The sequence below is a fragment of the Rathayibacter tanaceti genome, from assembly GCF_001634385.1.
Lineage (GTDB): Bacteria > Actinomycetota > Actinomycetes > Actinomycetales > Microbacteriaceae > Rathayibacter > Rathayibacter tanaceti.
Genome location: NZ_LIIN01000045.1, coordinates 1 through 21,309 on the forward strand (window position 1 = coordinate 1; position 21,309 = coordinate 21,309).

Consider the following 21,309-nt stretch of genomic DNA (forward strand, 5'->3'; position numbering starts at 1 on the left):
CGTCTCGGGCGATGGCGGCCTGCACGACACCGCCCGCGACGGCGACGGTCTGGGCCTCGCCCTGACGCAGGAGATCGCGCGGGAGGCGGAGAAGAGCCCGTCGTCCTGGCTGCCCGGGGTGAAGGCGTAGGCGGGGAGAGCCATCGTCGCGACGAGAGCGCCGGCGAAGCCGACCATGGCGACCTTGCCCACGGCCCGGCCGCGACGCTTGCGCGGGGTGCCCGCAGGCGACGGGACGAAGTCGGTGACGTCGGCACCACGGACCGGCGCGACGGGCACGGCACGGCGGGCGACCGGCGCGTCTCCGCCGATCCGCGCCCTGATCACCGGCGGCTGGTTCTCGAAGGAGGCGTTGCTCGAGTGGTTCGGGTGGGTGGAGCGGAACCGGTCGGGGGAACCGGCGCCGTCGTTGGGGGTGACGGGATTCTGGGGCAAAAGGGAAGATCCTCCGACGTCCCGTCAGCCCAGGCAGCTGTCCCGTCTCATGCGCGAGGCATCGGTGTGAACAGGATCCGAGACGGGCGAGGGGACGTCGGATCCCGCGCCACGAGGCCGAGGCTCGGCCGCAGGGCTCCACAGAGCGTAAGCGACCGTTACCGATTTGTCACCTTCTCGGCGGGAAGAGACCGCTCCCCGACCACGGAGCAGGTCCCCGATGCACTGGTGGAGCTCGGCACTGCGAGCGTGCTCGCCTCGGCCCCGCGGTCCGCTGTGTCGCGGATCGGCGGAGGACCCGCCCGCAGCGTCGGCCTCCGACCGATGGTCGTCCTCCTCGTGGACGATCTCAGACGACGAGGAAGATGTGCGCCGCGACCTCGTTGGGCAGCTCGATGCCCGCCTCCGCGCCATCGATGCGCGCGAGCACATATCCATTGAGCGCCGAGAACTCTCCCTCCGCACCCGGCATGACGCCGGACTGCTTGAGCTGGAGGAGGAGCTCGGGGTCGACCTGCGCGGGCTCGCCCAGACGACGCGCCACACCTCGGCGGGGCTCGGTGGTCCCGGCGACGAAGCGCGGCAGGCTGATGACCCCGTCCGCGAAACGCGAGGCGGGAGAGTCGCCGAGCTCGTCGAGCCCGGGGATCGGGTTGCCGTAGGGCGACTCCGTCGGGTGGTCGAGCATCTCGAGGAGCCGCCGCTCCACCTGCTCACTCATGACGTGCTCCCAGCGGCACGCCTCCTCGTGCACGAACTCCCAGTCGAGCTTGATGACGTCGTGGAGGAGCCGCTCGGCGAGACGGTGCTTGCGCATGACGTGGATCGCCTTGCGGCGTCCGTCCGATGTGAGCTCGAGGTGACGATCTCCCGAGACGACGACGAGGCCGTCGCGCTCCATCCGTCCGACCGTCTGCGAGACCGTGGGGCCGGAGTGGCTGAGTCGCTCCGAGATGCGCGCCCGCAGCGGAATGATGTTCTCCTCCTCGAGCTCGAGGATGGTGCGCAGGTACATCTCGGTCGTGTCGATCAGATCCGTCATCTCAGCCTTCCCGTCTCGGCGCGCTCAACCTTAGTGCGCGGCACGACGCAGCATCGGCGCTGCGGCACGACGCAGACCTCCGTCGCTCGGAGGGGGATACGGGCCGGGAACCCTAGTATTAACGCATGCCGGACCTCACCATTCCTCGCGAGCTTCTCCCCCACGACGGACGGTTCGGCTGCGGCCCGTCCAAGGTGCGCCACGACCAGCTCGCCCACCTCGCGACCCAGGGTGCGCACCTCCTCGGAACCTCGCACCGCCAGGCTCCGGTGAAGGATCTCGTCGGCCGTGTCCGCGAGCACCTCGCCACCCTGTTCCGCATCCCCGACGGCTATGAGGTGCTGCTCGGCAACGGCGGCTCGACCGCCTTCTGGGACGCCGCCGCCTTCTCCCTCATCGAGCGCCGCGCCGAGAACCTCACTTTCGGCGAGTTCGGGCAGAAGTTCGCCGCCGCCGCCTCCGCTCCGTTCCTCGAGCCCCCGCACGTGGTCGCCGCCCCCGCCGGCTCGCGCAGCGGGGTCGAGATCGTCGAGGGGATCGACGTCTACGCCTGGCCCCACAACGAGACGAGCACCGGAGTCATGGCGCCCGTGCGGCGCGTCCGCGGCGACGAGGGAGCACTGACCGTCGTCGACGCGACGAGCGCGGCCGGCGGCATCGACGTGGACCTCGCTGAGGCCGACGTCTACTACTTCGCGCCCCAGAAGAACTTCGCCTCGGACGGCGGCGTCTGGTTCGCCCTCTTCTCCCCCGCAGCGATCGAGCGGATCGAGCGCATCGCCGCCGGCGGCCGCTACATCCCCGAATTCCTCAGCCTCAAGAACGCCGTCGACAACTCCCGCCTGAACCAGACTCTGAACACTCCCGCCCTCTCGACCCTGCTGCTGATGGAGTCGCAGCTCGAGTGGATGAACGCCTCCGGCGGACTCGCCTGGGCGTCGGCGCGGACCGCGGAGTCGTCCTCCGCCCTCTACGACTGGGCCGAGGCGTCCTCGCTCGCCACTCCGTTCGTCCAAGACCCGGACCACCGCTCGCAGGTCGTCGCGACCATCGACTTCGATGCCGCGGTCGACGCGGCCCTCGTCGCGAAGGTCCTCCGCGCGAACGGCATTGTCGACACGGAGCCCTACCGCAAGCTCGGCCGCAACCAGCTGCGGGTCGCCACCTTCGTCGCGATCGAGCCCGACGACGTCCGCTCGCTGCTCTCCTGCATCGACTACGTCCTCGAGCGACTGGCCGACTGAGGCGCGCCGATGCGTCTGTGGTTGCGCGAGGAGGAGCGGCGGCCGAGCCCGCCTCCCTACGAGAGCGATGACGCGACGGCGCTCCTGGTCGGTTGCATCGCCTGGGCGGTCGCGCTCGTGGCGGTGCTCGTGGCAGCGGCGGTGGGAGTCGTCGCCCCGCCCGTCGTGCTCTCGACGGTCGTGATCGGGCTGGTCCTGGGCACGATCGGGCTCTTCTACAGCCGCAACCGCCGCTGACCGCGCTGAACGACTAGAGCGCGTCCGTCTCCATCCGCAGGCTCGTGCCCTCGTTCTCGACCACCAGCCGGACGCGGAGCTGCGCGAACTCCGAGAGGCGGTCGACGTGCGTGCCGCCGCAGGGGATCGCTGCTGGACCCGCCGGCAGCGTGCAGCGCCAGGTTCGGCGGGTGCTGAGCAGATCGTCGTCTCGGTGGATTTCCACGTCCGCGCCGGTGGCGATCCACTCGGCGAGCAGGCCGTCGATGCGCCTCTGCACCGCCGCCGTCTCCGCGACCAGCCGGGCGATGTCGACGCCGCTGCGGCGCAGCGAGGTTCCGAGGCGGTAGACGTCGGTCGATCCGGATTCGCGGATCACCGACGTCCGGATCGCCGCCTGATCGAAGTCGGGGCTGCCGAGGGAGTCGGCGCGGGCGGGCTTCGACCAGAACGACGCGACGGCTGCGTTGAGCGCGAGGGAGGCGAGATGGCACGCCGTGTGGCCCCGCGACAGCCGACCACGGTACTCCGGATCGACCTCGACCTCGACCGCATCGCCCAGCGAGAGCAAGGAGGCGTCCTGCACGACGTGCACGACGACGAAGCTCCAGCCCGCCGAGCCCAGCCGAGCGGGCAGGCGATCGCCCACGTGCAGCTCGCCGTCCTGCCAGGCGCCGATCCGGCAGTCGAGGAGATCGAGGCTCTCCCCGGCCAGGACGAGGGCGCCGCGGTCGGCCCCCTGATCGGGCCAGGTCGGATCGACCGGATGCGCCGCCGTCGCATCGAGGACGACCGCCCAGCGTCCGTCCTCGAGTGCAGAGAGGTGCTGCACTCGACCGGTTGTGCGGGTCGCGCCGTCGGGATACGCGATGCGGGTGTCGGAGTCGATCGTCATGGGCAGCGCTGCGGTCCGGCGGCCGGTCGTGTCAGCGTCGCCGACGTCGGCGACGGGTGGGAGCAGCGACCTCGCGCGCGCCCGTGCGGGAGTCGTCATCGGAGTACTCCGGCGAGTCGTCGGCGGAGTCCTCGCCCTCATCGTCCTCGGCGTCGTCCTCCGGATCGTCGCCCTCGAGACCGGCATCGTCGTCCAGATCGCCCTCGAGATCGGAGTCGTCGTCCTCATCTGCGGAGTCGTCGAGATCGTCCTCGTCGAGGTCGTCCGTCTCGTCGTCGACCTCCTCACCGGCGGCCTCCTGCGCCGCGTGGTAGTCGGCGAGCCGGACCGACCACGGCACCCAGTCCGGAGCGAGCACGGCTCCCTCTCCTGGGAGCAGCTCGACCTCGAGCACGGCCACACCCTCGGTTTCGTCGATCCGCGAGAGCGTCGCCGTCCACAGCCAGCCGGGATACCCGCGCATGCGGTTGGCGAACTGCAGCGAGAGCACGTGCTCGCCCTGCGCCACCGTGTCCACCAGGTCACCGATGGTCTCCGCGGGCGTGATCTCGGCGAGCGCAGCGCGCGCGACATCGACCGATGCCGCGAGCACCGGGTCGGGCTCGAACACGGGCTCGATCCCAGCCGGCTGCTCGCTCTCCGAACCGTCCTCGACCGCCGTGGCCTCGCCGAGGGACGCGTCCGCCTCCGACCCCTCGCCCCCGGGAGCACTCGAGTCGGTCGTGCCCGATCCCGATCCTGCGGGCTCAGGGGACTCCGCCGGTGCAGCCTCCGAAGCCGGAGCGTCCTCGCGCGGCTCCTGGCCGGAGGTCGTCTCGTCCGCGTCAGGCATCCAGCTCGTCCGCAACCCGGCGCAGGAGCGCGGCGATCGTCCGGCCGTGTGCCTTGTCGGGGTAACGGCCCCGCTTGAGCCCGGCGCCGATCCCGTCGAGCAGCTTGACCGTGTCCTCCACGATCACGGACATGTCGTCCGCCGACTTGCGATTGAGCTTCACCAGGCTCGGCGGCGTGTCGAGGACCCGCACCGAGAGCGCCTGCGCACCGCGCTTGCCGTCGGCGACGCCGAACTCGAGTCGACTGCCGGCCTTGACCGCGGTTCCGGAGGGCAGCGCGGAAGCGTGCAGGAAGACCTCCTGGCCGTCATCAGTGCTGATGAAGCCGAAGCCCTTCTCCTCGTCGTAGAACTTGACCTTGCCGGTAGGCATGCGGACCCCTCCTGGAAATGAAGCAGCCATCAGTTTAGTCGACCGTGACCGCCCTATCCTTGACAGGTGAAGCCACAGGAGCCCGCGGCATCGGACGCGCGGAGCGCACCCTCGCCTACATGTTCATCGCGATCATCATCATGACGGTCCTCGCGTTCCTCGCGATCCTCGTCGCTCCCGCTCTCGGCGTCCGGGCGTACACGGGTCCGCTGTGGCAGTTCGTCTTCGCCGTTCCGCTCGTGGGCCTCCCCATCGCCTTCGTGATGATGATCGCGATGCTCATCGTGGGAGTCCGGCGCCGCCGCGCCCAGTCCTGACTCCGCCGTTCCGCGCCGCCGGGCGACCATAGAGCGCCCGGCCACTCGGCTCCCAGACTCTGTACAGCCGACGGCCAGATACTGGCGTGCATGGACGGACCCCGCATTCTCATCGTCGACGACGAGCCCAACATCAGAGACCTGCTCACCACGAGCCTCCGTTTCGCCGGCTTCGCCGTGCGGGCGGTCGGCAACGGGGCGCAGGCGATCTCCGCGGTCCTCGAGGAGGAGCCGGACCTGATCATCCTCGACGTCATGCTGCCGGACATGAATGGCTTCGGCGTCACCAAGCGCCTCCGCTCAGCCGGGTACACGTCGCCGATCCTCTTCCTCACGGCGAAGGACGACACCGAGGACAAGATCACCGGCCTCACCGTCGGCGGCGACGACTACGTCACCAAGCCGTTCAGCCTCGACGAAATCGTCGCGCGCATCAAGGCGATCTTGCGTCGCACCATGCACGCGGAAGAGGACGCGGTCATCCGCGCCGGCGAGCTGACCATGGACCAGGACACCCACGAGGTCCTCGTCGGGGACGAGCCGGTCGAGCTCAGCCCCACCGAGTTCAAGCTGCTGCGCTATCTGATGCTCAACCCCAACCGGGTGCTCAGCAAGGCACAGATCCTCGACCACGTCTGGGAGTACGACTTCAACGGCGATGCGGGCATCGTCGAGTCCTACATCTCGTATCTCCGCCGTAAGCTCGACACGCACTCGGAGGAATCGCTCATCCAGACCAAGCGAGGATTCGGGTACATGCTGAAGGTCGCGAAGGCATAGTCTCCGCGCCTCGGCGCCCGTCTCCGATCGGAGGCGCGACGCTGCCGATCCCGAGGGAGTTCCACCGCCATGCACCAGGGTCTGGCCGAGCGGTGGAACTCCATCTCGCTGCGCACGAAGATCACCGCAGTGACGGTGCTCCTGCTAACGCTCGGGCTGCTCGTCTCCGGCATCGGCACGATGACGATGCTCAAGCCTCAGCTGGTGGCACAGCTCGACGCGCAGCTGACGGACCAGGCGCAGAAGACCGCGAGCGACTTGGCGGTCCGCGGCATCGCCGCGCTGGACGACTCCAAGGCCGACTACGGAGCGGTCTACGCGCCCAACGGCGCTCTGTACAGCACGAACGCTGCGGGAGCGGCGGCCCCCGAGTTCCCCGAGGTCTTCACCATCGAGCAGGCCCTCCAGAGCGGGGACAAGACGATGGACATCTGGAGCGCGAACGGCAAGATCGAATATCACGCGCTGTCGACGGTCTACTCCCAGGGCGCCGGCTACGAGACCCTGCTCCTCGCCGTGTCGACCCGCAGCGTCGACAACATCATGACGACCTACCTCACGATCTTCCTCGGCTTCGGAGTCGCGATCGTCGTGATCGGCGCTCTCCTCACCCGCCTGCTCGTCACCACGACCTTCGCCCCGCTCCGCGAGGTCGAGCAGACCGCCGCCGCCATCGCCGACGGCGACTTCAGCCAGCGCCTGGACAGCACGACTCCCAACACCGAGGTAGGCCGGCTCAACCGCTCGCTCAATGCGATGCTGGGGCGGATCGACTCCGCCTTCCGCGATCGCGCGCGCACCATCGATCAGATGCGCAGGTTCGTCGGTGATGCGAGCCACGAGCTGCGCACTCCTCTCGTCTCGGTCCGCGGCTACGCCGAGCTGTACCGGATGGGCGCGCTGCAGACCCCCGAGGCAGTGGGCCAGGCGATGGAACGCATCGAGAAAGAGGCGATCCGGATGGGCGGCCTCGTGGAGGACTTGCTCGAACTCGCCCGCCTCGACGAGACCAAGCCCCTCGCGCTGGCCCCCGTCGACCTCATGCCCCTCGCGCGCGACGCCGCGATGGATGCGATGGCGTCGTGGCCGGACCGCGACTTCGGCGTCGAGACCCGCGACGACACTCCGGTCGAGACCCCGGCGCTCGAGCCCGACGAGGCCGACGCTTCGGCGACTCAGCCGATGGAGCTGTCCAATCCCGGGCTCACCGGCCCGATCCTCGCCGCCGGCGCGCGGCTCGCCCGGTTCCGCCGACGTCCGCGCCGGGTGAAGGCCGAGGAGATCGCCGCCGGTACGGCCACTGCTCCCGAGGCGCCCGGTGTTCCCGCGCTGGTGATGGCGGAGGAGAACAAGATCCGCCAGGTGCTGACCAACCTGATCGGCAATGCGGTCCGCTACACGCCCGAGGACACTCCGATCGAGATCGGCGTCGCCGTCGATCGCTCGCGAAGGCTTGCTCTGCTGGAGGTCATCGACCACGGCGAGGGCATCCCGCCGCAGATCCGCGAGAAGATCTTCCAGCGCTTCTGGCGCGCGGACACGTCGCGCACCCGCGAGACAGGAGGCAGCGGTCTGGGCCTGGCGATCGTGTCCTCGATCGTCGCCGCCCACAAGGGCCGCGTCGACGTCGTCGAGACCCCCGGCGGCGGCGCGACGTTCCGCGTCGCCCTGCCGCTGCTGACGGTCGGTCAGAACGGCGAGACGTCACCCGCCTCCGTCTGACCCGTCGACCCTGGAGCCGCGCGTCTCCGGATCACCCTCGGGCCTGCGGCTCGCAGGAAGGGACGGTTGTGTGCGAACACCGAACGGAACGCGATCCGCCGAGCCGGAGTGCAAGGCGGAGGCTGACGGGGCGAAGGGAGGCGCCGGACAGCCGATCGGCGCCCACATGGACCCGCACACACACAGACGGCGGCTCCCCCGGAGGGGAACCGCCTTCTGTGCAGTCGGAGACGGACTAGAAGTCCATGCCTCCGGTGGGGTCGCCGCCAGCAGCGACCGGGTTCTTCTCGGGCTTGTCGGCGACGACGGCCTCCGTGGTGAGGAAGAGACCGGCGATCGACGCCGCGTTCTGCAGGGCCGAGCGGGTGACCTTGACCGGGTCGATGATGCCCGCAGCGATGAGGTCGACGTACTCGCCGGTCGCGGCGTTGAGGCCGTGACCGGTCTGCAGCTCGCGGACCTTGGCAGCGACGACACCGGGCTCGAGACCGGCGTTCAGCGCGATCTGCTTGAGCGGGGCGTCGATGGCCACCTTGACGATGTTCGCGCCGGTCGCCTCGTCTCCGACCAGCTCGAGCTTCTCGAAGGCGATCTTGCCGGCCTGGATGAGGGCGACGCCACCACCGGCGACGATGCCCTCCTCGACGGCGGCCTTCGCGTTGCGCACGGCGTCCTCGATGCGGTGCTTGCGCTCCTTCAGCTCGACCTCGGTCGCCGCTCCGGCCTTGATGACCGCAACACCACCGGCAAGCTTCGCGAGGCGCTCCTGGAGCTTCTCGCGGTCGTAGTCGCTGTCGGTGTTCTCGATCTCGCCGCGGATCTGCGCGACACGACCGGCGATGGCCTCGGCGTCGCCGGCACCCTCGACGATCGTGGTCTCGTCCTTGGTGATGACGACCTTGCGGGCCGAGCCGAGCAGGTCGAGGGTGACGTTCTCGAGCTTGAGGCCGACCTCCTCGGAGATGACCTGGCCGCCGGTCAGGATCGCGATGTCCTGGAGCTGCGCCTTGCGGCGGTCGCCGAAGCCGGGGGCCTTGACGGCGACCGACTTGAAGATGCCGCGGATCTTGTTGACGACCAGGGTCGCCAGCGCCTCTCCGTCGACGTCCTCGGCGATGATCAGCAGCTGCTTGCCCGCCTGGATCACCTTGTCGACGACAGGGAGCAGGTCCTTGATGTTCGAGACCTTCGAGTTGACGATGAGGATGTAGGGGTCCTCGAACACCGCCTCCTGGCGGTCGGGGTCGGTCACGAAGTACTGCGACAGGTAGCCCTTGTCGAAGCGCATGCCCTCGGTCAGCTCGAGCTCGGTGCCGAAGGTGTTCGACTCCTCGACGGTGACGACACCCTCCTTGCCGACCTTGTCGATCGCCTCGGCGATGATCGCGCCGATCTCCGGGTCCGCCGCCGAGATGGAGGCGGTCGCGGCGATCTCCTCCTTGGTCTCGATGGCCTTCGCGCCGGCGACGAGCTCGGCGGTGACGGCCTTGACGGCCTTCTCGATGCCCTTCTTGAGGCTGATCGGGTCGCACCGGCGGCGACGTTGCGCAGACCCTCGCGGACGAGCGCCTGAGCGAGGACGGTCGCGGTGGTGGTTCCGTCACCGGCAACGTCGTCGGTCTTCTTGGCGACCTCCTTGACCAGCTCGGCGCCGATCTTCTCGTACGGCTCGTCGAGCTCGATCTCCTTGGCGATGGAGACACCGTCGTTCGTGATGGTGGGGGCGCCCCACTTCTTCTCGAGGACGACGTTGCGGCCACGCGGGCCGAGGGTCACCTTGACCGCATCAGCCAGAGTGTTGAGTCCACGCTCGAGGCCGCGGCGGGCTTCTTCGTCAAAAGCAATGATCTTGGCCATGTGTGTTTCTCGTCCCTCCCGGACGTCGTGAAAGTTTCTGTGCTGGCACTCGACTGGAGCGAGTGCCAAGACCGATTCTGGCACTCGCGGTGGAGGAGTGCAAGCGACCGCCGCGACCGCCGCAACAGAAGGAGCCGCCGTCCGCACCAGGCGGACGACGGCTCCTCGAGCAGTCTCGATCAGACCGGACGGACCGATTCGGCCTGCGGGCCCTTCGACCCGGTGCCGACCTCGAACGCGACCTGCTGGCCCTCCTCGAGGACCTTGTATCCCGACATGTCGATGGCGGAGTAGTGGACGAAGACGTCCTGACCTCCGCCGTCGACGGTGATGAAGCCGTAGCCCTTCTCAGCGTTGAACCACTTGACGGTTCCGTTCGCCATCTCTGTACTCCCCAGTGCTGTGCTGCCCGCGGCACGAGCGATGCGCTGGTGCCTGGTTCGGAATCCTAACCGCACGGTTCTGCCTCGACAGGGCCGGAAGCGCCAGCGGGGCAAAGAGTTGCCCGGGATTCAACACGGGGGAAACGTGGCTGTAACAGAGGAGCCGGATCAGCCCTGGGCGGCCACGTAGTCGCGCCCAGGACCACCACAACGGCACCGGTCTCGACGAAGTCCTGTGAGAGGGCGACGGAACCCGTGCCGAGGGAGCCGACGAGCCCGAGCGCTGCGCCCTCGAGCGCCGGATCGGTGTAGTAGACGGTGGTGGTGGCGACGTTCTCGGTGTTCGCGTTCGCGACCGTGGGGACGCTCCAGCCCGCGGTGGTGAGGGCATCGCCCGCGCTGGCGGCGAGACCGGCCGTCGCGGTGCCGTTGAGCACGGCGACTCCGAGGGACGGATCGACGGTCGCGACCGCGGTGGGCGCCGACGACGCTCCCGCCGCATCGGTCGGCGCCGTGAAGACGTCGGTGAACTGCACGCGATTGTCGATGACCAGCAGCCCGATGAAGCCGAGGAGGACGATCACGCCGGTGGCCAGGGCAGCCCAGGCGAAGGCGATCGCTCGGGCGTGCGGAGCCGGCGGACGGCGGTGCGCGCCGATGCGGCCCTCCGTGGCCGGGATCTCGTCGAAGCGGTCTCTCGGGTGCGTATTCGACATCGGGGGTACGGCCGGCCTTCCGTTGGTGGACTCGAGCAGCTCGTCTACTCGAGGCGCCCGAGGCGTCGCGCGGCGCGGGCGCCGGCGCGCTGGTCGCGGATGCGCTGCAGCCGCGAGACGAGCATCGGATCGTGAGCGAGAGCGGCCGGTGAGGCGAGCACTGCGCTGAGCACCTGATAGTAGCGGGCCGCCGAAAGCCCGAACTGGGAGCGGATCGCGTCGTCCTTGTCGCCCGAGCGGGACGTCCACTCGCGTTCGAAGGCGAGCACCCGCAGGTCGCGTTCGGAGAGGCCGGTGCCGGAGGTCGGGTCCGTCGTCGTGCTCATCTCTCCACAGTAAGGAGGACGGCCGGCACCCCGCGGAGGCGCTCCGACCGACAGCGAGCGCGATCCCGCGCGATCTCGACCAGGAGACGCCCGAGCACGGTCGCGATCACGGAATGCGCCCGCGCAGGACGGGGTTGAGGGAAAGAGGAGGGGAGCGACCTCCCCCGTACACTGGCGAGGATTCCTAGGGAGACCCATGTCGTCGTATTCTGTGAACAAGACCGACGCCGAGTGGCGCGAGGAGCTCGACCGCGAGCAGTACGCCGTGCTGCGCCAGGCCGCCACAGAGCGCCCGTGGACGGGCGAGCTGCTCGACGAGCACCGCTCCGGCCTCTACACCTGCGCTGCGTGCAGCGCCGAGCTGTTCAAGAGCGGCACGAAGTTCGACTCCGGGTGCGGCTGGCCCAGCTTCTACGAGTCGGTGGACCCGGACGCGGTCCAGCTGATCGAGGACAGCACACTCGGCATGGTGCGCACCGAGGTCCGCTGCGCGAACTGCGGTTCGCACCTGGGCCACGTCTTCCCCGACGGCTTCGGCACCCCCACCGGCGATCGCTACTGCATGAACTCGGTCGCGCTCGAGTTCACGCCCGAGGGCGAGTGAGAGTGTCCTCCTCCCCCGTCCTCGAAGCCGTCCTCGCGCGCCGATCGCGCTCGAAGGTCACGGCCGAGGCGCCGGGACACGAGGAGATCGCGACGCTCGTCTCCGCGGTCTCACGGCTCGCTGATCACAGTTCGTTGCGTCCGTGGCGTGTGATCGAGATCCGCGGAGCCGCTCGCGACCGGATCGGTCGCAGCTTCGCGGCCGCCTCCGGCGCCAAGAAGGACGGGCGCAGGTACATCGAGAAGACCCACCGTGCCTCACTGCTCCTCGCCGTCGTGGTCAGTGTCAAGAAGTCGAAGGTCCCGGCCTGGGAGCAGGAGGCGGTCGCTCCGGCGTCGCGCACCTCCTCAGCCTGCTACTCGACGAAGCGGGCTGGGGCGTCTTCTGGCGCACCGGCTCCTACACGCGCGCCAAGGCGGTGCGGAAGGCGCACCGCCTTGAGAAGGGCGAGGAGTTGCTCGGCTGGCTCTACGTCGGCCGTCCCGACGGGAAGATCGGCGGGCCGAAAAGGCCTGCGCCGGCTGACCGGCACCTCAGCGTCCTCCAGCCCTGAGCGGCTGTCGCGGGCCTCGGGGCGGATCCGTCCCGAGGCCCGCGATAGGGTGTCCGGGTGCGCGAGCGCACCTGCCGACGTGGCGCAATTGGTAGCGCACCCGACTTGTAATCGGGCGGTTACGGGTTCAAGTCCCGTCGTCGGCTCACAAAGGACGAAGGCCCCGGACGCGCGTTGCGCAGCCGGGGCCTTCGTCGATGTGTGTGTCTAACCAGCCGCTGCCGGGGTGGACTCGGCCGGCGCAGGCGCCTCGGTCGTGGTATCGGTCGTGGCGGGAGCATCGTCCGGAGCCGGTGAGTCGGTGGCGGTCGGTGCGGGCGTCGCCGACGAGTAGGAGTCTGCTGCCGCCGACAGGACGAAGGAGCTGAAGGCGTCCGGGTCGGTCAGCGAGCCGGAGTAGGCCTCGCCGTTGACCAGGACGGTCGGGGTGCCCGTGACGGCGGGGACATCGGTGCCGGGCAGGGGGCCTGACGTCGCGCGCTCGGTCGCCGCGCGCACCCAGCTCACGAAGCTCTGGTCGTCGATGCAGCTGTTCACCGCCGCCGCGTCCTCGACCCCGGCCTGGGCCGCGTAGTCCTTGAGCTGGTCGTCCGAGAGCCCATCCGTTCCTTCGGCCGGCTGGTTAGCGAAGAGCAGCGAGTTGAAGTCGAAGAAGGAGTCGGGAGAGGTGTCGGCCACGCAGGCGGCGGCGTTGGCGGAGCGCTCCGAGTACTTGGTGCCGTTGGAGCGCGTGGTGAGGATGGCGATCGGGTGGATCTCGACCGTCGCGGCGCCGCTGGTCACCCACTCCTTGATCTGGTCGCCGTTGGTCTGCTCGAACTGCCCGCAGTAGGGGCAGAGGTAGTCGAGGTAGACCCGGATGTCGACCGTGCCCGATGACGTGTCGAGCGCGCTGGGAGTGGGGGTGCCGTCGGCTGGGAGGGCGGGGCTCGTCCGAGCCACCATGTTCTCGCCGACGACGACGCCGTCGCTGGCCATGTTGGCCGGACCCGGACCCGCCGGGCGGATGCTCGAGGTGACGGCGAAGACCACGATCGCGACGACCGCGATCACGACGACGGCCAGCCCGCCCTGCAGGGCGAAGCGGCTCACGCGGTCGCGGCGCTTCTGCTGCTCGCGGAGTCGGCGCGCCTTCTCTCTGGCGGCCTCTCGTCGCTGGTTCTTCGAGAGACGGTCATTGGCTCCGCCGTTGGTCATGACAAGGACGCTCCGAGTGAGAGAAGGGGATGGGTGTGCCGCTCAGGCTGCGACTCGCCGGAATCCTACGCGGGAGCCCTGGGAAACCTCCAAACGACGGATACGCGACGCTCGGCCGACGTCTGTCGGCCGCGTGGCATACTGGGACGGTTGGCCGGAGTCGCCCATCGCGATGATGACCATCACTTCCATTCACTCGGATCGTCCGGCACGTACCTGCCGGTGAAGGAGCAAGAACAATGGCGTCCGTTACCTATGACCACGCGTCCCGCGTCTACCCCGGGGCCACGCGTGCCTCCGTCGACAAGCTGAACCTCGAGGTCGGCGACGGCGAGTTCCTCGTTCTCGTCGGCCCGTCCGGCTGCGGCAAGTCCACCTCTCTGCGCATGCTGGCGGGCCTCGAAGAGGTCAACGAGGGCCGCATTCTGATCGGCGACCGCAACGTCACGGATGTGCCGCCGAAAGACCGCGACATCGCGATGGTGTTCCAGAACTACGCGCTGTACCCGCACATGTCGGTCGCCGAGAACATGGGCTTCGCGCTGAAGATCGCCGGTATCAACAAGGACGAGCGTGCGGCGCGCGTCCTCGAGGCGGCGAAGATGCTCGACCTCGAGCCCTACCTCAACCGCAAGCCCAAAGCCCTCTCGGGTGGTCAGCGCCAGCGCGTCGCGATGGGCCGCGCGATCGTCCGCAAGCCCCAGGTCTTCCTCATGGACGAGCCGCTGTCGAACCTCGACGCCAAGCTCCGCGTCCAGACCCGCACGCAGATTGGGACCCTCCAGCGCCGCTTGGGCATCACGACGGTCTACGTCACCCACGACCAGACCGAGGCGCTCACCATGGGCGACCGCATCGCAGTGCTCAAGGACGGCCTCCTCCAGCAGGTCGGCTCGCCCCGAGACCTGTACGAGAACCCGAACAACGTCTTCGTCGCCGGTTTCATCGGCTCGCCCGCGATGAACCTGTTCCACGCGGACGTCACCGACGGCGGTGTGAAGTTCGGTGACACCGTCCTCCCGATCGCCCGCGAGGCGCTCGCAAAGACGAACCAGAAGGTCGTCACGCTCGGCGTGCGCCCCGAGGACGTCACCGTGTCGACCCAGCCCGGCGGCCTGCCGATCGAGGTCGACCTGATCGAGGAGCTCGGCTCGGACGGCTACCTCTACGGCCACACCGAGGTGGAGGGGCGCCGCACCGACATCGTCGCCCGCGTCGACGGCCGTGTGCACCCGACCGCGGGCGACCGCGTCTACGTGACCGCGAACCACCGCGTGCACATCTTCGACGCGGAGTCGGGCGAGCGCCTCTCCTGAGTCGCCGCACCTCCCGCGCACGCGCTGCCGCCGTCCTCTCCGGGCGGCGGCAGCGTCCGTTGGAGCTCCTCCACCGTCCGCCTCACGACACGAACGGCGCACCATGCCCGGCTCCTTGAACATCACCTCGGCCACCGTCGATCCGGCTCTGCTAGACCTGCCTTGGAATCTTCGGCTGGACGACTGGCCCGACGAGTACATCGCCGCGCTCCCGAAGGGAATCTCGCGGCACACGGTGCGCTTCGCGCACCTCTCGGGGCACGTCGTCGCGGTCAAGGAGACCACCGCCGAGATGTCACGCCGCGAGTACGAGATGCTCAAGACCCTGCAGCGTCTCGACGTCCCGTGCGTCGAGCCCGGCGCAGTCATCACGAACCGCACGAGCGACGAGGGCGACGAGCTCCCGGCCGTGCTGGTCACGCGGCACCTCAAGTTCTCGCTGCCCTATCGCGCGCTGTTCTCGCAGACGCTGCGTCCCGATACGGCGACCCGTCTCGTCGATGCGCTGGCGCTCCTACTGGTGCGCCTGCACGTGATCGGCTTCTTCTGGGGCGACGTCTCGCTCTCGAACACCCTCTTCCGCCGTGACGCGGGAGCCTTCGCGGCGTACCTCGTCGATGCGGAGACGGGCCAGCTGTACTCCGGCGGCCTGTCGAACGGCCAGCGCGAGAACGACCTCGAGATCGCCCGCGTCAACATCGCCGGCGAGCTGCTCGATCTGGAGGCGGGCGGTCGCGTCGATGACGACCTCGATCCGATCACCGTGTCGGACGGCATCGTCGCGGCGTACCGGAGCCTCTGGAAGGAGCTGACGGGCGCCGAGTCGTTCGCGACCTCGGAGCGCTGGCGCATCAATGACAGAGTGAACCGCCTGAACGACCTCGGGTTCGACATCGAAGAGCTTGCGATCAAGACCGACGAGTCGGGGTCGACGGTGCGGATCCAGCCGAAGGTCGTCGACGCCGGCCACCACCAGCGTCGTCTGCTGCGCCTGACTGGCCTGGATGCCCAGGAGAACCAGGCGCGACGCCTCTTGAACGATCTCGACTCGTACACGGCGACCTACGACAAGCAGGGGCTGGACGAGGAGATGGTGGCGCACGAGTGGTTGGCGCAGGTGTTCGAGCCGGTCATCCGCTCGATCCCCCGCGACCTCAAGGGTCGCCTTGAGCCCGCCGAGATGTTCCACCAGCTGCTCGAGCACCGCTGGTTCATGTCGCAGCAGCAGGCTCGCGACGTCCCGCTCGCCGAGGCAGTGACCGCGTATGTCAACGACATCCTCCGTCACCGCCGCGACGAGGCGACGGTCATCGCACCGCCCACCGAGGCGCTGACCCTCCCGAACCTGGTCATCGATGCGGCGGGCGATGCCGAGCTGACCGATGAGGACGCCGACGTCGACTGGACCAGGAACGTCTGACCCCCGCGAGAACCCCGCCCCCGCTCGCCTCCTCCTTCTCCTCGAAGGATGTCGCGCCGGTGCCGGTGCGATCGGGTGCAAGGCGGAGGAGGAAGCTCGACAGGCGGTATCGGCGCCCGACGACAACGCCGCAGATCGCCGCTCCGGCGCGCCTAGGAGGACCGGAGCTTCGAGATCTCGTAGAGGGCCACGGACGCAGCGATCCCCGCGTTGAGCGACTCCGTCGCAGAGCTGATCGGGATGGAGACGACCGCGTCGCACTGCTCGGTGACGAGGCGCGAGAGCCCCTTACCCTCGCTGCCGACGACGACGAGGAGCGGACGGTCGGCGAGTTCGAGGCCGGGAAGGGAGACGTCACCGTCGCCGTCGAGGCCGATGACGAAGACGCCCGCGCGCTTGTAGTCCTTGATCATCGCCGTGAGGTTGGACGCCATGGCGACGGGGATGCGGGCGGCGGCACCGGCCGAGGTCTTCCAGGCGGCCGAGTTCAGGCCCACCGAGCGTCGCTGCGGCACGATGACGCCCTGCCCGCCGAAGGCCGCGACGGAGCGGATGATCGCGCCGAGGTTGCGGGGGTCGGTGATGCCGTCGAGCGCGACGAGGAGGGGCACGGCTCCGCGGGAGACGCTGCGCTCGAGCAGGTCGCTGGGGTACGCGTACTCGTAGGGCGGCACCTTGAGCACGAGGCCCTGGTGCACCGAGTCCGGGCCGGCGAGTCGGTCGAGCTCGGGACGCATCACCTCGAGCACAGGCAAGCCGCGCGCAGTGGCGATCTTGAGCGCCTCCTTCACCCGGTCGTCCATCTCTATGCGGGTCGCCAGGTAGAGGGCCGTCGCCGGGATCGAGGCACGGAGCGCCTCGAGCACGGAGTTCCGCCCGGTCACCATCTCGGATTCGTCGCCGCTCTTGGGCTTGCGCGAGGTCGCCGGGCGCCCTGCCCGCGGGAGGCGGTCGAGAGCGCGCTGCCCGGTCGGCCCTTGCCGCCGGCCGCGACGAAGCGCTCGCGTGCGAGCTTCGCCTTGCCCGCGGGGTGGTAGGGCCTGTCCTCGGCCTTCGGCGTGGGCTTCTTGCCTTCGAGGGCCTGCCGACCCTGACCGCCGGAACCGACGGCCTTGCCCTTGCTCTTCTTTCGGACCGCTCCTGGGCGGCCGGGCTTATTCGCCATCGAGACTCCAATGCGCACCCGTCTGGGTGTCTTCGATCGTGATTCCCGCCGCAACGAGATCGGTTCGGATGCGGTCGGCGCTCGCCCAGTCGCGCTGCTCGCGCGCGATCTGACGTTCGGCGACCAGGCGGTCGACCAGCACGCTGAGCGCGCGGTACGAAGGTTCGTCGTCGGAGCGCGCCCACTCGGGCGCCTCCGGGTCTATGCCGAGCACGGCGGACATCGCGAGGACCTGCGTACGCAGCGCCGAGACGGTGCCGAGGTCTTCGGCGTCGAGGGCGGCGTTGCCGGCGCGCACCGTCTCGTGCAGGACGCCGACCGCCTGCGGTACCGACAGGTCGTCGTCCATCGCCTCGGCGAACTCCTCGGGCACCGCGGGCTCGCCGAGGGCTGCGAAACGAGTGCCCTCGAGGCGTCGACGCGAGCGGTCGAGGAAGCCCTCGATCCGTTCGAGCGCGGCCTCCGCCTCCTCGAGCGCGCCGTCGTGGAACTCGAGGGTGGAGCGGTAGTGCGCAGAGCCGAGGTAGTAGCGCACGACGAGCGGCCGAGCGGAGTCGAGCAGCTCGGAGGCGAAGACGGAGTTGCCGAGGGACTTGCTCATCTTCTGACCGGTCACCGACACGAGCCCGTTGTGCAGCCAGTAGCTGGCGAAGGCGTGGCCCGCGGCTCCGGACTGCGCCAGTTCGTTCTCGTGGTGCGGGAAGCGCAGGTCGAGCCCGCCGCCGTGGATGTCGAACTGCGTGCCGAGGTACTTCGTCGACATGGCGGAGCATTCGATGTGCCAGCCCGGTCGGCCGGGCCCCCACGGCGAGGCCCAGGAGGCGGACTCCGGCTCGTCGGGCTTGGCGCCCTTCCAGAGGGCGAAGTCGTGCGGATCGCGCTTGCCGCGGGGATCGGCGTCGGTCGCGGCCTCCATGCTCTCGAGCCGCTGGTGCGTGAGAACGCCGTAGTCCGGCCAGGATCGCGTGTCGAAGTACACGTCTCCGGACTCGTCGGGGGCCGGGTAGGCGTGTCCGCGCTCGATCAAGGTCTGGATGAGCGTGATCATCTCGGCGATGCTCGCGGTGGCGCGGGGCTCGTAGGTCGGCGGGAGGATGCCCAGCGCGGTGTAGGCAGCGGTGAACTCGAGCTCGACGCGGTAGGCCAGCGCCCACCACTGCTCCGGCGGAGCATCGTCGGGAGCGTTACGGCGCGACTCCTCGGCGATCGCGAGGATCTTGTCGTCGATGTCGGTGACGTTGCGCACCAGCGTCACGTGGTACCCGCGGTAGCGCAGCCAGCGGCGCAGCTGGTCGTAGGCGAGGGCCGAGCGGAGGTGGCCGATGTGCGGAGAGGACTGCACGGTGGGTCCGCAGACGTACATCCCGACCTCGTTCTCTCGGAGGGGGACGAAATCGACGAGGGCCTGAGCCTTCGAGTCATGCAGTCGCAGAGTCACGCGGCGAGTTTACCGGTCGGACCGCTCCGACCCGGGCCCGCGGGCTGGGCTGGGGACTACCGCGGGATCGCAGGGCTGGGGAGGACGAGCGCGGTCGCTGTGGCTGCGACACCCTCGCCGCGCCCGGTGAAGCCCAGAGAGTCGGAGGTGGTGGCGGCGACGCTGACCGGGGCACCGAGCAGGCTCGACAGCAGGACCTGCGCCTCCTCCCGCCGCGGCGAGAACCTCGGTCGGTTGCCGATCAACTGCACCGCCACGTTGCCGATCGTGAACCCGGCTGCCTCGACGAGTTCGCGGGTGGCACGGAGGAAGACCTCGCCGTGGGCGTTCTCGAAGCGCGGGTCGGAGGTCCCGAACCGCGACCCGATGTCGCCGAGACCGGCCGCGGCCAGGAGTGCGTCGCAGATCGCGTGGGCCACCGGATCGCCGTCGCTGTGACCGGAGAGTCCGCGCTCGCCGGGCCAGAGCAGGCCGGCCAACCAGAGGGGGGATCCGTCGTCGAAGGCGTGGACATCGGTACCGATGCCGACCCGCGGCACGAGGACAGCGGGCGGAGGAGCGAGGAGCTGCTCCGCCCGGGCCAGGTCCCACGCGGTGGTGATCTTGAAGGCGAGCGGATCGCCGTCCACGACGACCGAGGCACCGCCTCGCGAGGCGAGAAGCGCCGCGTCGTCGGTGAACTCCTCCTCGGCGCCGGCGTAGGCCTCGTCGAGCAGGACCCTCGGGAAACCCTGCGGCGTCTGCACCGCCGCGAGCAGTGAGCGGTCGACCGTGTCGAGCACGGCGCGATCGGCGCCGATCCGCTTGATGGTGTCGGTCACGGGAAGACCGGGGACGACTCCGCCCCCGGTCGCGCGCACCGCCGCGATCACGCGCTCGAACTGACCCAGCGGGGTGAGCGCACGCGCAGCATCGTGCACCAGGACGGTCTCGATGCCCGGGGAGAGCATTGCGAGACCGCGGGCGACGGACTCCTGACGGGTGGAGCCTCCGGCCACGACGACGACCGAGCCGTCGGCTGCGCCCGCGGCCCTGGCGAGTTCGACCGTCTCGTCGACGAGGGCCGCCGGCGCGACGACCACGATCTGCACCGGCTCGGCGAGCAGCAGCACGGTGCGGAGGCTGCGCTCGAGGATGGTCGTCCCCGCGCAGTCGACGTAGGCCTTGGGCCGCTCGCGCCCGAGCCGCGTGCCGCTGCCCGCGGCGACCACGACGACGGCCGCGGTGGGCGGCGTCACCGACGTGCTCAGGATGCGAGGACCTCGTCGAGGAGGAGCGAGGCCGCGTCCTCGTCGGTCTTCTCGGCGAGGGCGAGCTCGGAGACGAGGATCTGGCGCGCCTTCGCGAGCATGCTCTTCTCTCCGGCGGAGAGACCCCGCTCGCGGTCGCGGCGGGTGAGGTCTCGGACGACCTCGGAGACCTTCACGACATCGCCCGAGCCGAGCTTCTCGAGGTTGGCCTTGTAGCGACGCGACCAGTTGGTGGGCTCCTCCACGACGTCGGCACGGAGCACCTCGAACACGCGGTCGACGCCCTCGCGGCCGATGACATCGCGGACCCCGACGAGATCGACGTTGTCGGCGGGCACCTCGATCACGAGATCGCCCTGGGCGACGCGGAGCTTCAGGTACGTCTTCTCCTGGCCCTTGATCGTCCGGGTCTTCACCTCGGCGATGGTGGCGGCTCCGTGATGAGGGTAGACGACCGTCTCTCCGACCTCGAACTGCATGCGACGTCCTTTCAGCGGCGGACAGATTATCATGAGCGCCGAGACGGGAGGGAGTCGGCCGGACGGCGCCACGGCTCTCGCTACGCTAGCCTGGTGCCGGCTCGTGCACAGTGAATCCGCCCTGTCCGGGGCGAGCAGGGCCGACGATCTGGAGGATCCTGTGAAGGCGCGTATCGCTGCATCCGTCGTTCTCGCGGTCGGCGTCGCCCTCGCTACCGCAGGCTGCAATCTCGTCGCCCCTCAGGCGACCCGCAAGATCTACGACCCCAGCGACGGCGTCGGCGCGACGATCGGCGATCTCGCCATCCGCAACGCGATGATCATCTCGGAGGACGGCGAGCAGGGCACGCTCGTGGTGTCGATCGTCAACTCGGGCTCCGAGTCGCAGACGCTCGAGGTCCAGTACGACTCGAGCTCGGGCCGGACGAGCGCGGAGGCCGAACTCGTCCCCGGTCGCACCGAGATCGGTCCCGACAGCTCGGAGTCGGTCGAGATGTCTGACCTCGACACCGTCCCGGGCAGCCTGCTGCCGGTCTACTTCCAGTACGGGTCCGAGGAGGGCAAGGAGCTCCTCGTTCCCGTCCTGACGAACGCCCTCGAGGCCTACTCCACCCTCACCCCCGCTCCGTCGGCCACCCCCACCACGACGCCCACCACTGATCCGGCTCTCACCGCCCTCCCCACTCCCACCGCCGCCCCCGGCGTCGACGCCTCCACCACCGGGTAGCCCCCGCACAGCGCCACCTCAC

General features: G+C 69.5%; 21 protein-coding genes, 1 tRNA gene and 4 pseudogenes. 11 read left to right on the top strand and 15 right to left on the bottom strand.

Annotated elements, in window-relative coordinates; all coding sequences use genetic code 11:
* Positions 1-435: pseudogene (locus tag ACH61_RS07305) on the bottom strand (hypothetical protein); the annotation flags it as partial.
* Between the two features lie 349 nt (positions 436-784).
* Positions 785-1,477, bottom strand: coding sequence for a metal-dependent transcriptional regulator (locus ACH61_RS07310; protein ID WP_068210451.1), 693 nt, complete (start codon positions 1,475-1,477; stop codon positions 785-787).
* Between the two features lie 125 nt (positions 1,478-1,602).
* Here ACH61_RS07310 and serC point away from each other — a divergent pair, with 125 nt between their 5' ends.
* Together serC and ACH61_RS07320 are read left to right on the top strand one after the other, a co-directional pair.
* Positions 1,603-2,721 carry a phosphoserine transaminase gene (gene serC / locus ACH61_RS07315; protein ID WP_068210454.1) on the top strand — a complete coding sequence of 373 codons (1,119 nt, stop codon included), beginning with the start codon at positions 1,603-1,605 and terminating at the stop codon, positions 2,719-2,721.
* A gap of 9 nt (positions 2,722-2,730) precedes the next feature.
* Positions 2,731-2,958, top strand: coding sequence for a DUF2530 domain-containing protein (locus ACH61_RS07320; protein WP_068210457.1), 228 nt, complete (start codon positions 2,731-2,733; stop codon positions 2,956-2,958).
* A 13-nt stretch (positions 2,959-2,971) separates the two neighbouring features.
* Here ACH61_RS07320 and ACH61_RS07325 read toward each other — a convergent pair whose 3' ends face one another.
* From ACH61_RS07325 to ACH61_RS07335, 3 genes are read right to left on the bottom strand one after another with little or no spacing between them, the layout of a single operon-like run.
* Positions 2,972-3,931, bottom strand: coding sequence for an alanyl-tRNA editing protein (locus ACH61_RS07325; protein WP_236713592.1), 960 nt, complete (start codon positions 3,929-3,931; stop codon positions 2,972-2,974).
* Positions 3,864-4,664, bottom strand: a complete 801-nt coding sequence (locus ACH61_RS07330; protein ID WP_082845090.1) for a DUF3027 domain-containing protein — start codon at positions 4,662-4,664, stop codon at positions 3,864-3,866. Before ACH61_RS07330 ends, ACH61_RS07325 begins: the two co-directional genes overlap by 68 nt.
* Complete coding sequence (locus tag ACH61_RS07335; RefSeq protein WP_068210460.1) at positions 4,657-5,037, bottom strand: cold-shock protein; 381 nt, start codon at positions 5,035-5,037, stop codon at positions 4,657-4,659. The genes ACH61_RS07330 and ACH61_RS07335 overlap by 8 nt, the downstream gene beginning before the upstream one ends.
* Before the next feature lie 44 nt (positions 5,038-5,081).
* On the opposite strand from ACH61_RS07335, the gene ACH61_RS07340 reads away from it, so the two are divergent.
* From ACH61_RS07340 to ACH61_RS07350, 3 genes are all read left to right on the top strand, one after another.
* The gene (locus tag ACH61_RS07340) at positions 5,082-5,354 is read left to right on the top strand and encodes a hypothetical protein (RefSeq protein WP_236713593.1); all 273 of its coding nucleotides are present in this window, start codon (positions 5,082-5,084) and stop codon (positions 5,352-5,354) included.
* Positions 5,355-5,444: 90 nt separating this feature from the next.
* Positions 5,445-6,134, top strand: a complete 690-nt coding sequence (locus ACH61_RS07345; RefSeq protein WP_055787731.1) for a response regulator transcription factor — start codon at positions 5,445-5,447, stop codon at positions 6,132-6,134.
* 69 nt (positions 6,135-6,203) lie between these two features.
* Positions 6,204-7,856 (top strand): sensor histidine kinase, encoded by a 1,653-nt coding sequence (locus ACH61_RS07350; RefSeq protein WP_068210466.1) that lies wholly within the window; start codon positions 6,204-6,206, stop codon positions 7,854-7,856.
* A gap of 235 nt (positions 7,857-8,091) precedes the next feature.
* Here ACH61_RS07350 and groL read toward each other — a convergent pair.
* From groL to ACH61_RS07370, 4 genes and pseudogenes are all read right to left on the bottom strand, one after another.
* Positions 8,092-9,713: pseudogene (gene groL, locus ACH61_RS07355) on the bottom strand (chaperonin GroEL).
* A gap of 179 nt (positions 9,714-9,892) precedes the next feature.
* Positions 9,893-10,096: a cold-shock protein gene (locus ACH61_RS07360; RefSeq protein ID WP_068210468.1), complete on the bottom strand. Its 204-nt coding sequence runs from the start codon at positions 10,094-10,096 to the stop codon at positions 9,893-9,895.
* 65 nt (positions 10,097-10,161) lie between these two features.
* Positions 10,162-10,812: a LytR C-terminal domain-containing protein gene (locus ACH61_RS07365; RefSeq protein WP_068210471.1), complete on the bottom strand. Its 651-nt coding sequence runs from the start codon at positions 10,810-10,812 to the stop codon at positions 10,162-10,164.
* A 44-nt stretch (positions 10,813-10,856) separates the two neighbouring features.
* On the bottom strand, positions 10,857-11,138 hold the full coding sequence (locus ACH61_RS07370; RefSeq protein ID WP_068210474.1) for a DUF3263 domain-containing protein: 282 nt from the start codon (positions 11,136-11,138) through the stop codon (positions 10,857-10,859).
* A gap of 196 nt (positions 11,139-11,334) precedes the next feature.
* Between ACH61_RS07370 and msrB the strand changes: the two genes are divergently transcribed.
* Entirely contained in the window at positions 11,335-11,742 is a 408-nt protein-coding gene (gene msrB, locus ACH61_RS07375; protein WP_068210477.1) for a peptide-methionine (R)-S-oxide reductase MsrB, read from the top strand.
* Positions 11,743-11,744: 2 nt separating this feature from the next.
* A pseudogene (locus tag ACH61_RS19005) lies at positions 11,745-11,927 on the top strand (nitroreductase family protein); the annotation flags it as partial.
* Here ACH61_RS19005 and ACH61_RS19010 read toward each other — a convergent pair.
* The gene (locus ACH61_RS19010; RefSeq protein ID WP_068210480.1) at positions 11,867-12,085 is read right to left on the bottom strand and encodes a hypothetical protein; all 219 of its coding nucleotides are present in this window, start codon (positions 12,083-12,085) and stop codon (positions 11,867-11,869) included. The pseudogene ACH61_RS19005 and the gene ACH61_RS19010 sit on opposite strands and share 61 nt — an antisense overlap.
* Before the next feature lie 283 nt (positions 12,086-12,368).
* On the opposite strand from ACH61_RS19010, the gene ACH61_RS07385 reads away from it, so the two are divergent.
* Positions 12,369-12,441: transfer RNA gene (locus ACH61_RS07385), tRNA-Thr, on the top strand.
* A gap of 61 nt (positions 12,442-12,502) precedes the next feature.
* On the opposite strand, the gene ACH61_RS07390 is transcribed toward ACH61_RS07385, so the two are convergent.
* Entirely contained in the window at positions 12,503-13,492 is a 990-nt protein-coding gene (locus tag ACH61_RS07390; RefSeq protein WP_068210481.1) for a DsbA family protein, read from the bottom strand.
* A 239-nt stretch (positions 13,493-13,731) separates the two neighbouring features.
* Between ACH61_RS07390 and ACH61_RS07395 the strand changes: the two genes are divergently transcribed.
* Both ACH61_RS07395 and ACH61_RS07400 read left to right on the top strand, forming a co-directional pair.
* Positions 13,732-14,808 carry an ABC transporter ATP-binding protein gene (locus ACH61_RS07395; RefSeq protein WP_068210483.1) on the top strand — a complete coding sequence of 359 codons (1,077 nt, stop codon included), beginning with the start codon at positions 13,732-13,734 and terminating at the stop codon, positions 14,806-14,808.
* A 103-nt stretch (positions 14,809-14,911) separates the two neighbouring features.
* Entirely contained in the window at positions 14,912-16,228 is a 1,317-nt protein-coding gene (locus ACH61_RS07400; protein ID WP_068210484.1) for a DUF4032 domain-containing protein, read from the top strand.
* Positions 16,229-16,380: 152 nt separating this feature from the next.
* On the opposite strand, the pseudogene rlmB reads toward ACH61_RS07400, so the two are convergent.
* The 4 genes and pseudogenes from rlmB to ACH61_RS07420 all read right to left on the bottom strand — a co-directional run bounded on the left by rlmB (position 16,381) and on the right by ACH61_RS07420 (position 20,560).
* A pseudogene (rlmB, locus tag ACH61_RS07405) lies at positions 16,381-17,393 on the bottom strand (23S rRNA (guanosine(2251)-2'-O)-methyltransferase RlmB).
* Complete coding sequence (cysS, locus tag ACH61_RS07410) at positions 17,383-18,831, bottom strand: cysteine--tRNA ligase (RefSeq protein WP_068210495.1); 1,449 nt, start codon at positions 18,829-18,831, stop codon at positions 17,383-17,385. Before cysS ends, rlmB begins: the two are co-directional and overlap by 11 nt.
* Before the next feature lie 56 nt (positions 18,832-18,887).
* Positions 18,888-20,081 carry a bifunctional 2-C-methyl-D-erythritol 4-phosphate cytidylyltransferase/2-C-methyl-D-erythritol 2,4-cyclodiphosphate synthase gene (locus ACH61_RS07415; protein WP_068210499.1) on the bottom strand — a complete coding sequence of 398 codons (1,194 nt, stop codon included), beginning with the start codon at positions 20,079-20,081 and terminating at the stop codon, positions 18,888-18,890.
* A complete protein-coding gene (locus ACH61_RS07420; protein WP_068210502.1) occupies positions 20,078-20,560 on the bottom strand; it encodes a CarD family transcriptional regulator in 483 nt (160 codons plus the stop codon). The genes ACH61_RS07415 and ACH61_RS07420 overlap by 4 nt, the downstream gene beginning before the upstream one ends.
* A 160-nt stretch (positions 20,561-20,720) precedes the next feature.
* On the opposite strand from ACH61_RS07420, the gene ACH61_RS17330 reads away from it, so the two are divergent.
* Positions 20,721-21,287, top strand: coding sequence for a hypothetical protein (locus ACH61_RS17330; protein ID WP_082845091.1), 567 nt, complete (start codon positions 20,721-20,723; stop codon positions 21,285-21,287).
* Positions 21,288-21,309 lie beyond the last annotated feature (22 nt).

What these genes read in the sequence shown, in the direction of transcription:
- ACH61_RS07310 (WP_068210451.1), bottom strand. Translation starts at nt 1,477, where the DNA reads ATGACGGATCTGATCGACACGACCGAGATGTACCTGCGCACCATCCTC.
- serC (WP_068210454.1), top strand. Translation starts at nt 1,603, where the DNA reads ATGCCGGACCTCACCATTCCTCGCGAGCTTCTCCCCCACGACGGACGG.
- ACH61_RS07320 (WP_068210457.1), top strand. Translation starts at nt 2,731, where the DNA reads ATGCGTCTGTGGTTGCGCGAGGAGGAGCGGCGGCCGAGCCCGCCTCCC.
- ACH61_RS07325 (WP_236713592.1), bottom strand. Translation starts at nt 3,931, where the DNA reads ATGACGACTCCCGCACGGGCGCGCGCGAGGTCGCTGCTCCCACCCGTC.
- ACH61_RS07330 (WP_082845090.1), bottom strand. Translation starts at nt 4,664, where the DNA reads ATGCCTGACGCGGACGAGACGACCTCCGGCCAGGAGCCGCGCGAGGAC.
- ACH61_RS07335 (WP_068210460.1), bottom strand. Translation starts at nt 5,037, where the DNA reads ATGCCTACCGGCAAGGTCAAGTTCTACGACGAGGAGAAGGGCTTCGGC.
- ACH61_RS07345 (WP_055787731.1), top strand. Translation starts at nt 5,445, where the DNA reads ATGGACGGACCCCGCATTCTCATCGTCGACGACGAGCCCAACATCAGA.
- ACH61_RS07350 (WP_068210466.1), top strand. Translation starts at nt 6,204, where the DNA reads ATGCACCAGGGTCTGGCCGAGCGGTGGAACTCCATCTCGCTGCGCACG.
- ACH61_RS07360 (WP_068210468.1), bottom strand. Translation starts at nt 10,096, where the DNA reads ATGGCGAACGGAACCGTCAAGTGGTTCAACGCTGAGAAGGGCTACGGC.
- ACH61_RS07365 (WP_068210471.1), bottom strand. Translation starts at nt 10,812, where the DNA reads ATGTCGAATACGCACCCGAGAGACCGCTTCGACGAGATCCCGGCCACG.
- ACH61_RS07370 (WP_068210474.1), bottom strand. Translation starts at nt 11,138, where the DNA reads ATGAGCACGACGACGGACCCGACCTCCGGCACCGGCCTCTCCGAACGC.
- msrB (WP_068210477.1), top strand. Translation starts at nt 11,335, where the DNA reads ATGTCGTCGTATTCTGTGAACAAGACCGACGCCGAGTGGCGCGAGGAG.
- ACH61_RS07390 (WP_068210481.1), bottom strand. Translation starts at nt 13,492, where the DNA reads ATGACCAACGGCGGAGCCAATGACCGTCTCTCGAAGAACCAGCGACGA.
- ACH61_RS07395 (WP_068210483.1), top strand. Translation starts at nt 13,732, where the DNA reads ATGGCGTCCGTTACCTATGACCACGCGTCCCGCGTCTACCCCGGGGCC.
- ACH61_RS07400 (WP_068210484.1), top strand. Translation starts at nt 14,912, where the DNA reads ATGCCCGGCTCCTTGAACATCACCTCGGCCACCGTCGATCCGGCTCTG.
- ACH61_RS07420 (WP_068210502.1), bottom strand. Translation starts at nt 20,560, where the DNA reads ATGCAGTTCGAGGTCGGAGAGACGGTCGTCTACCCTCATCACGGAGCC.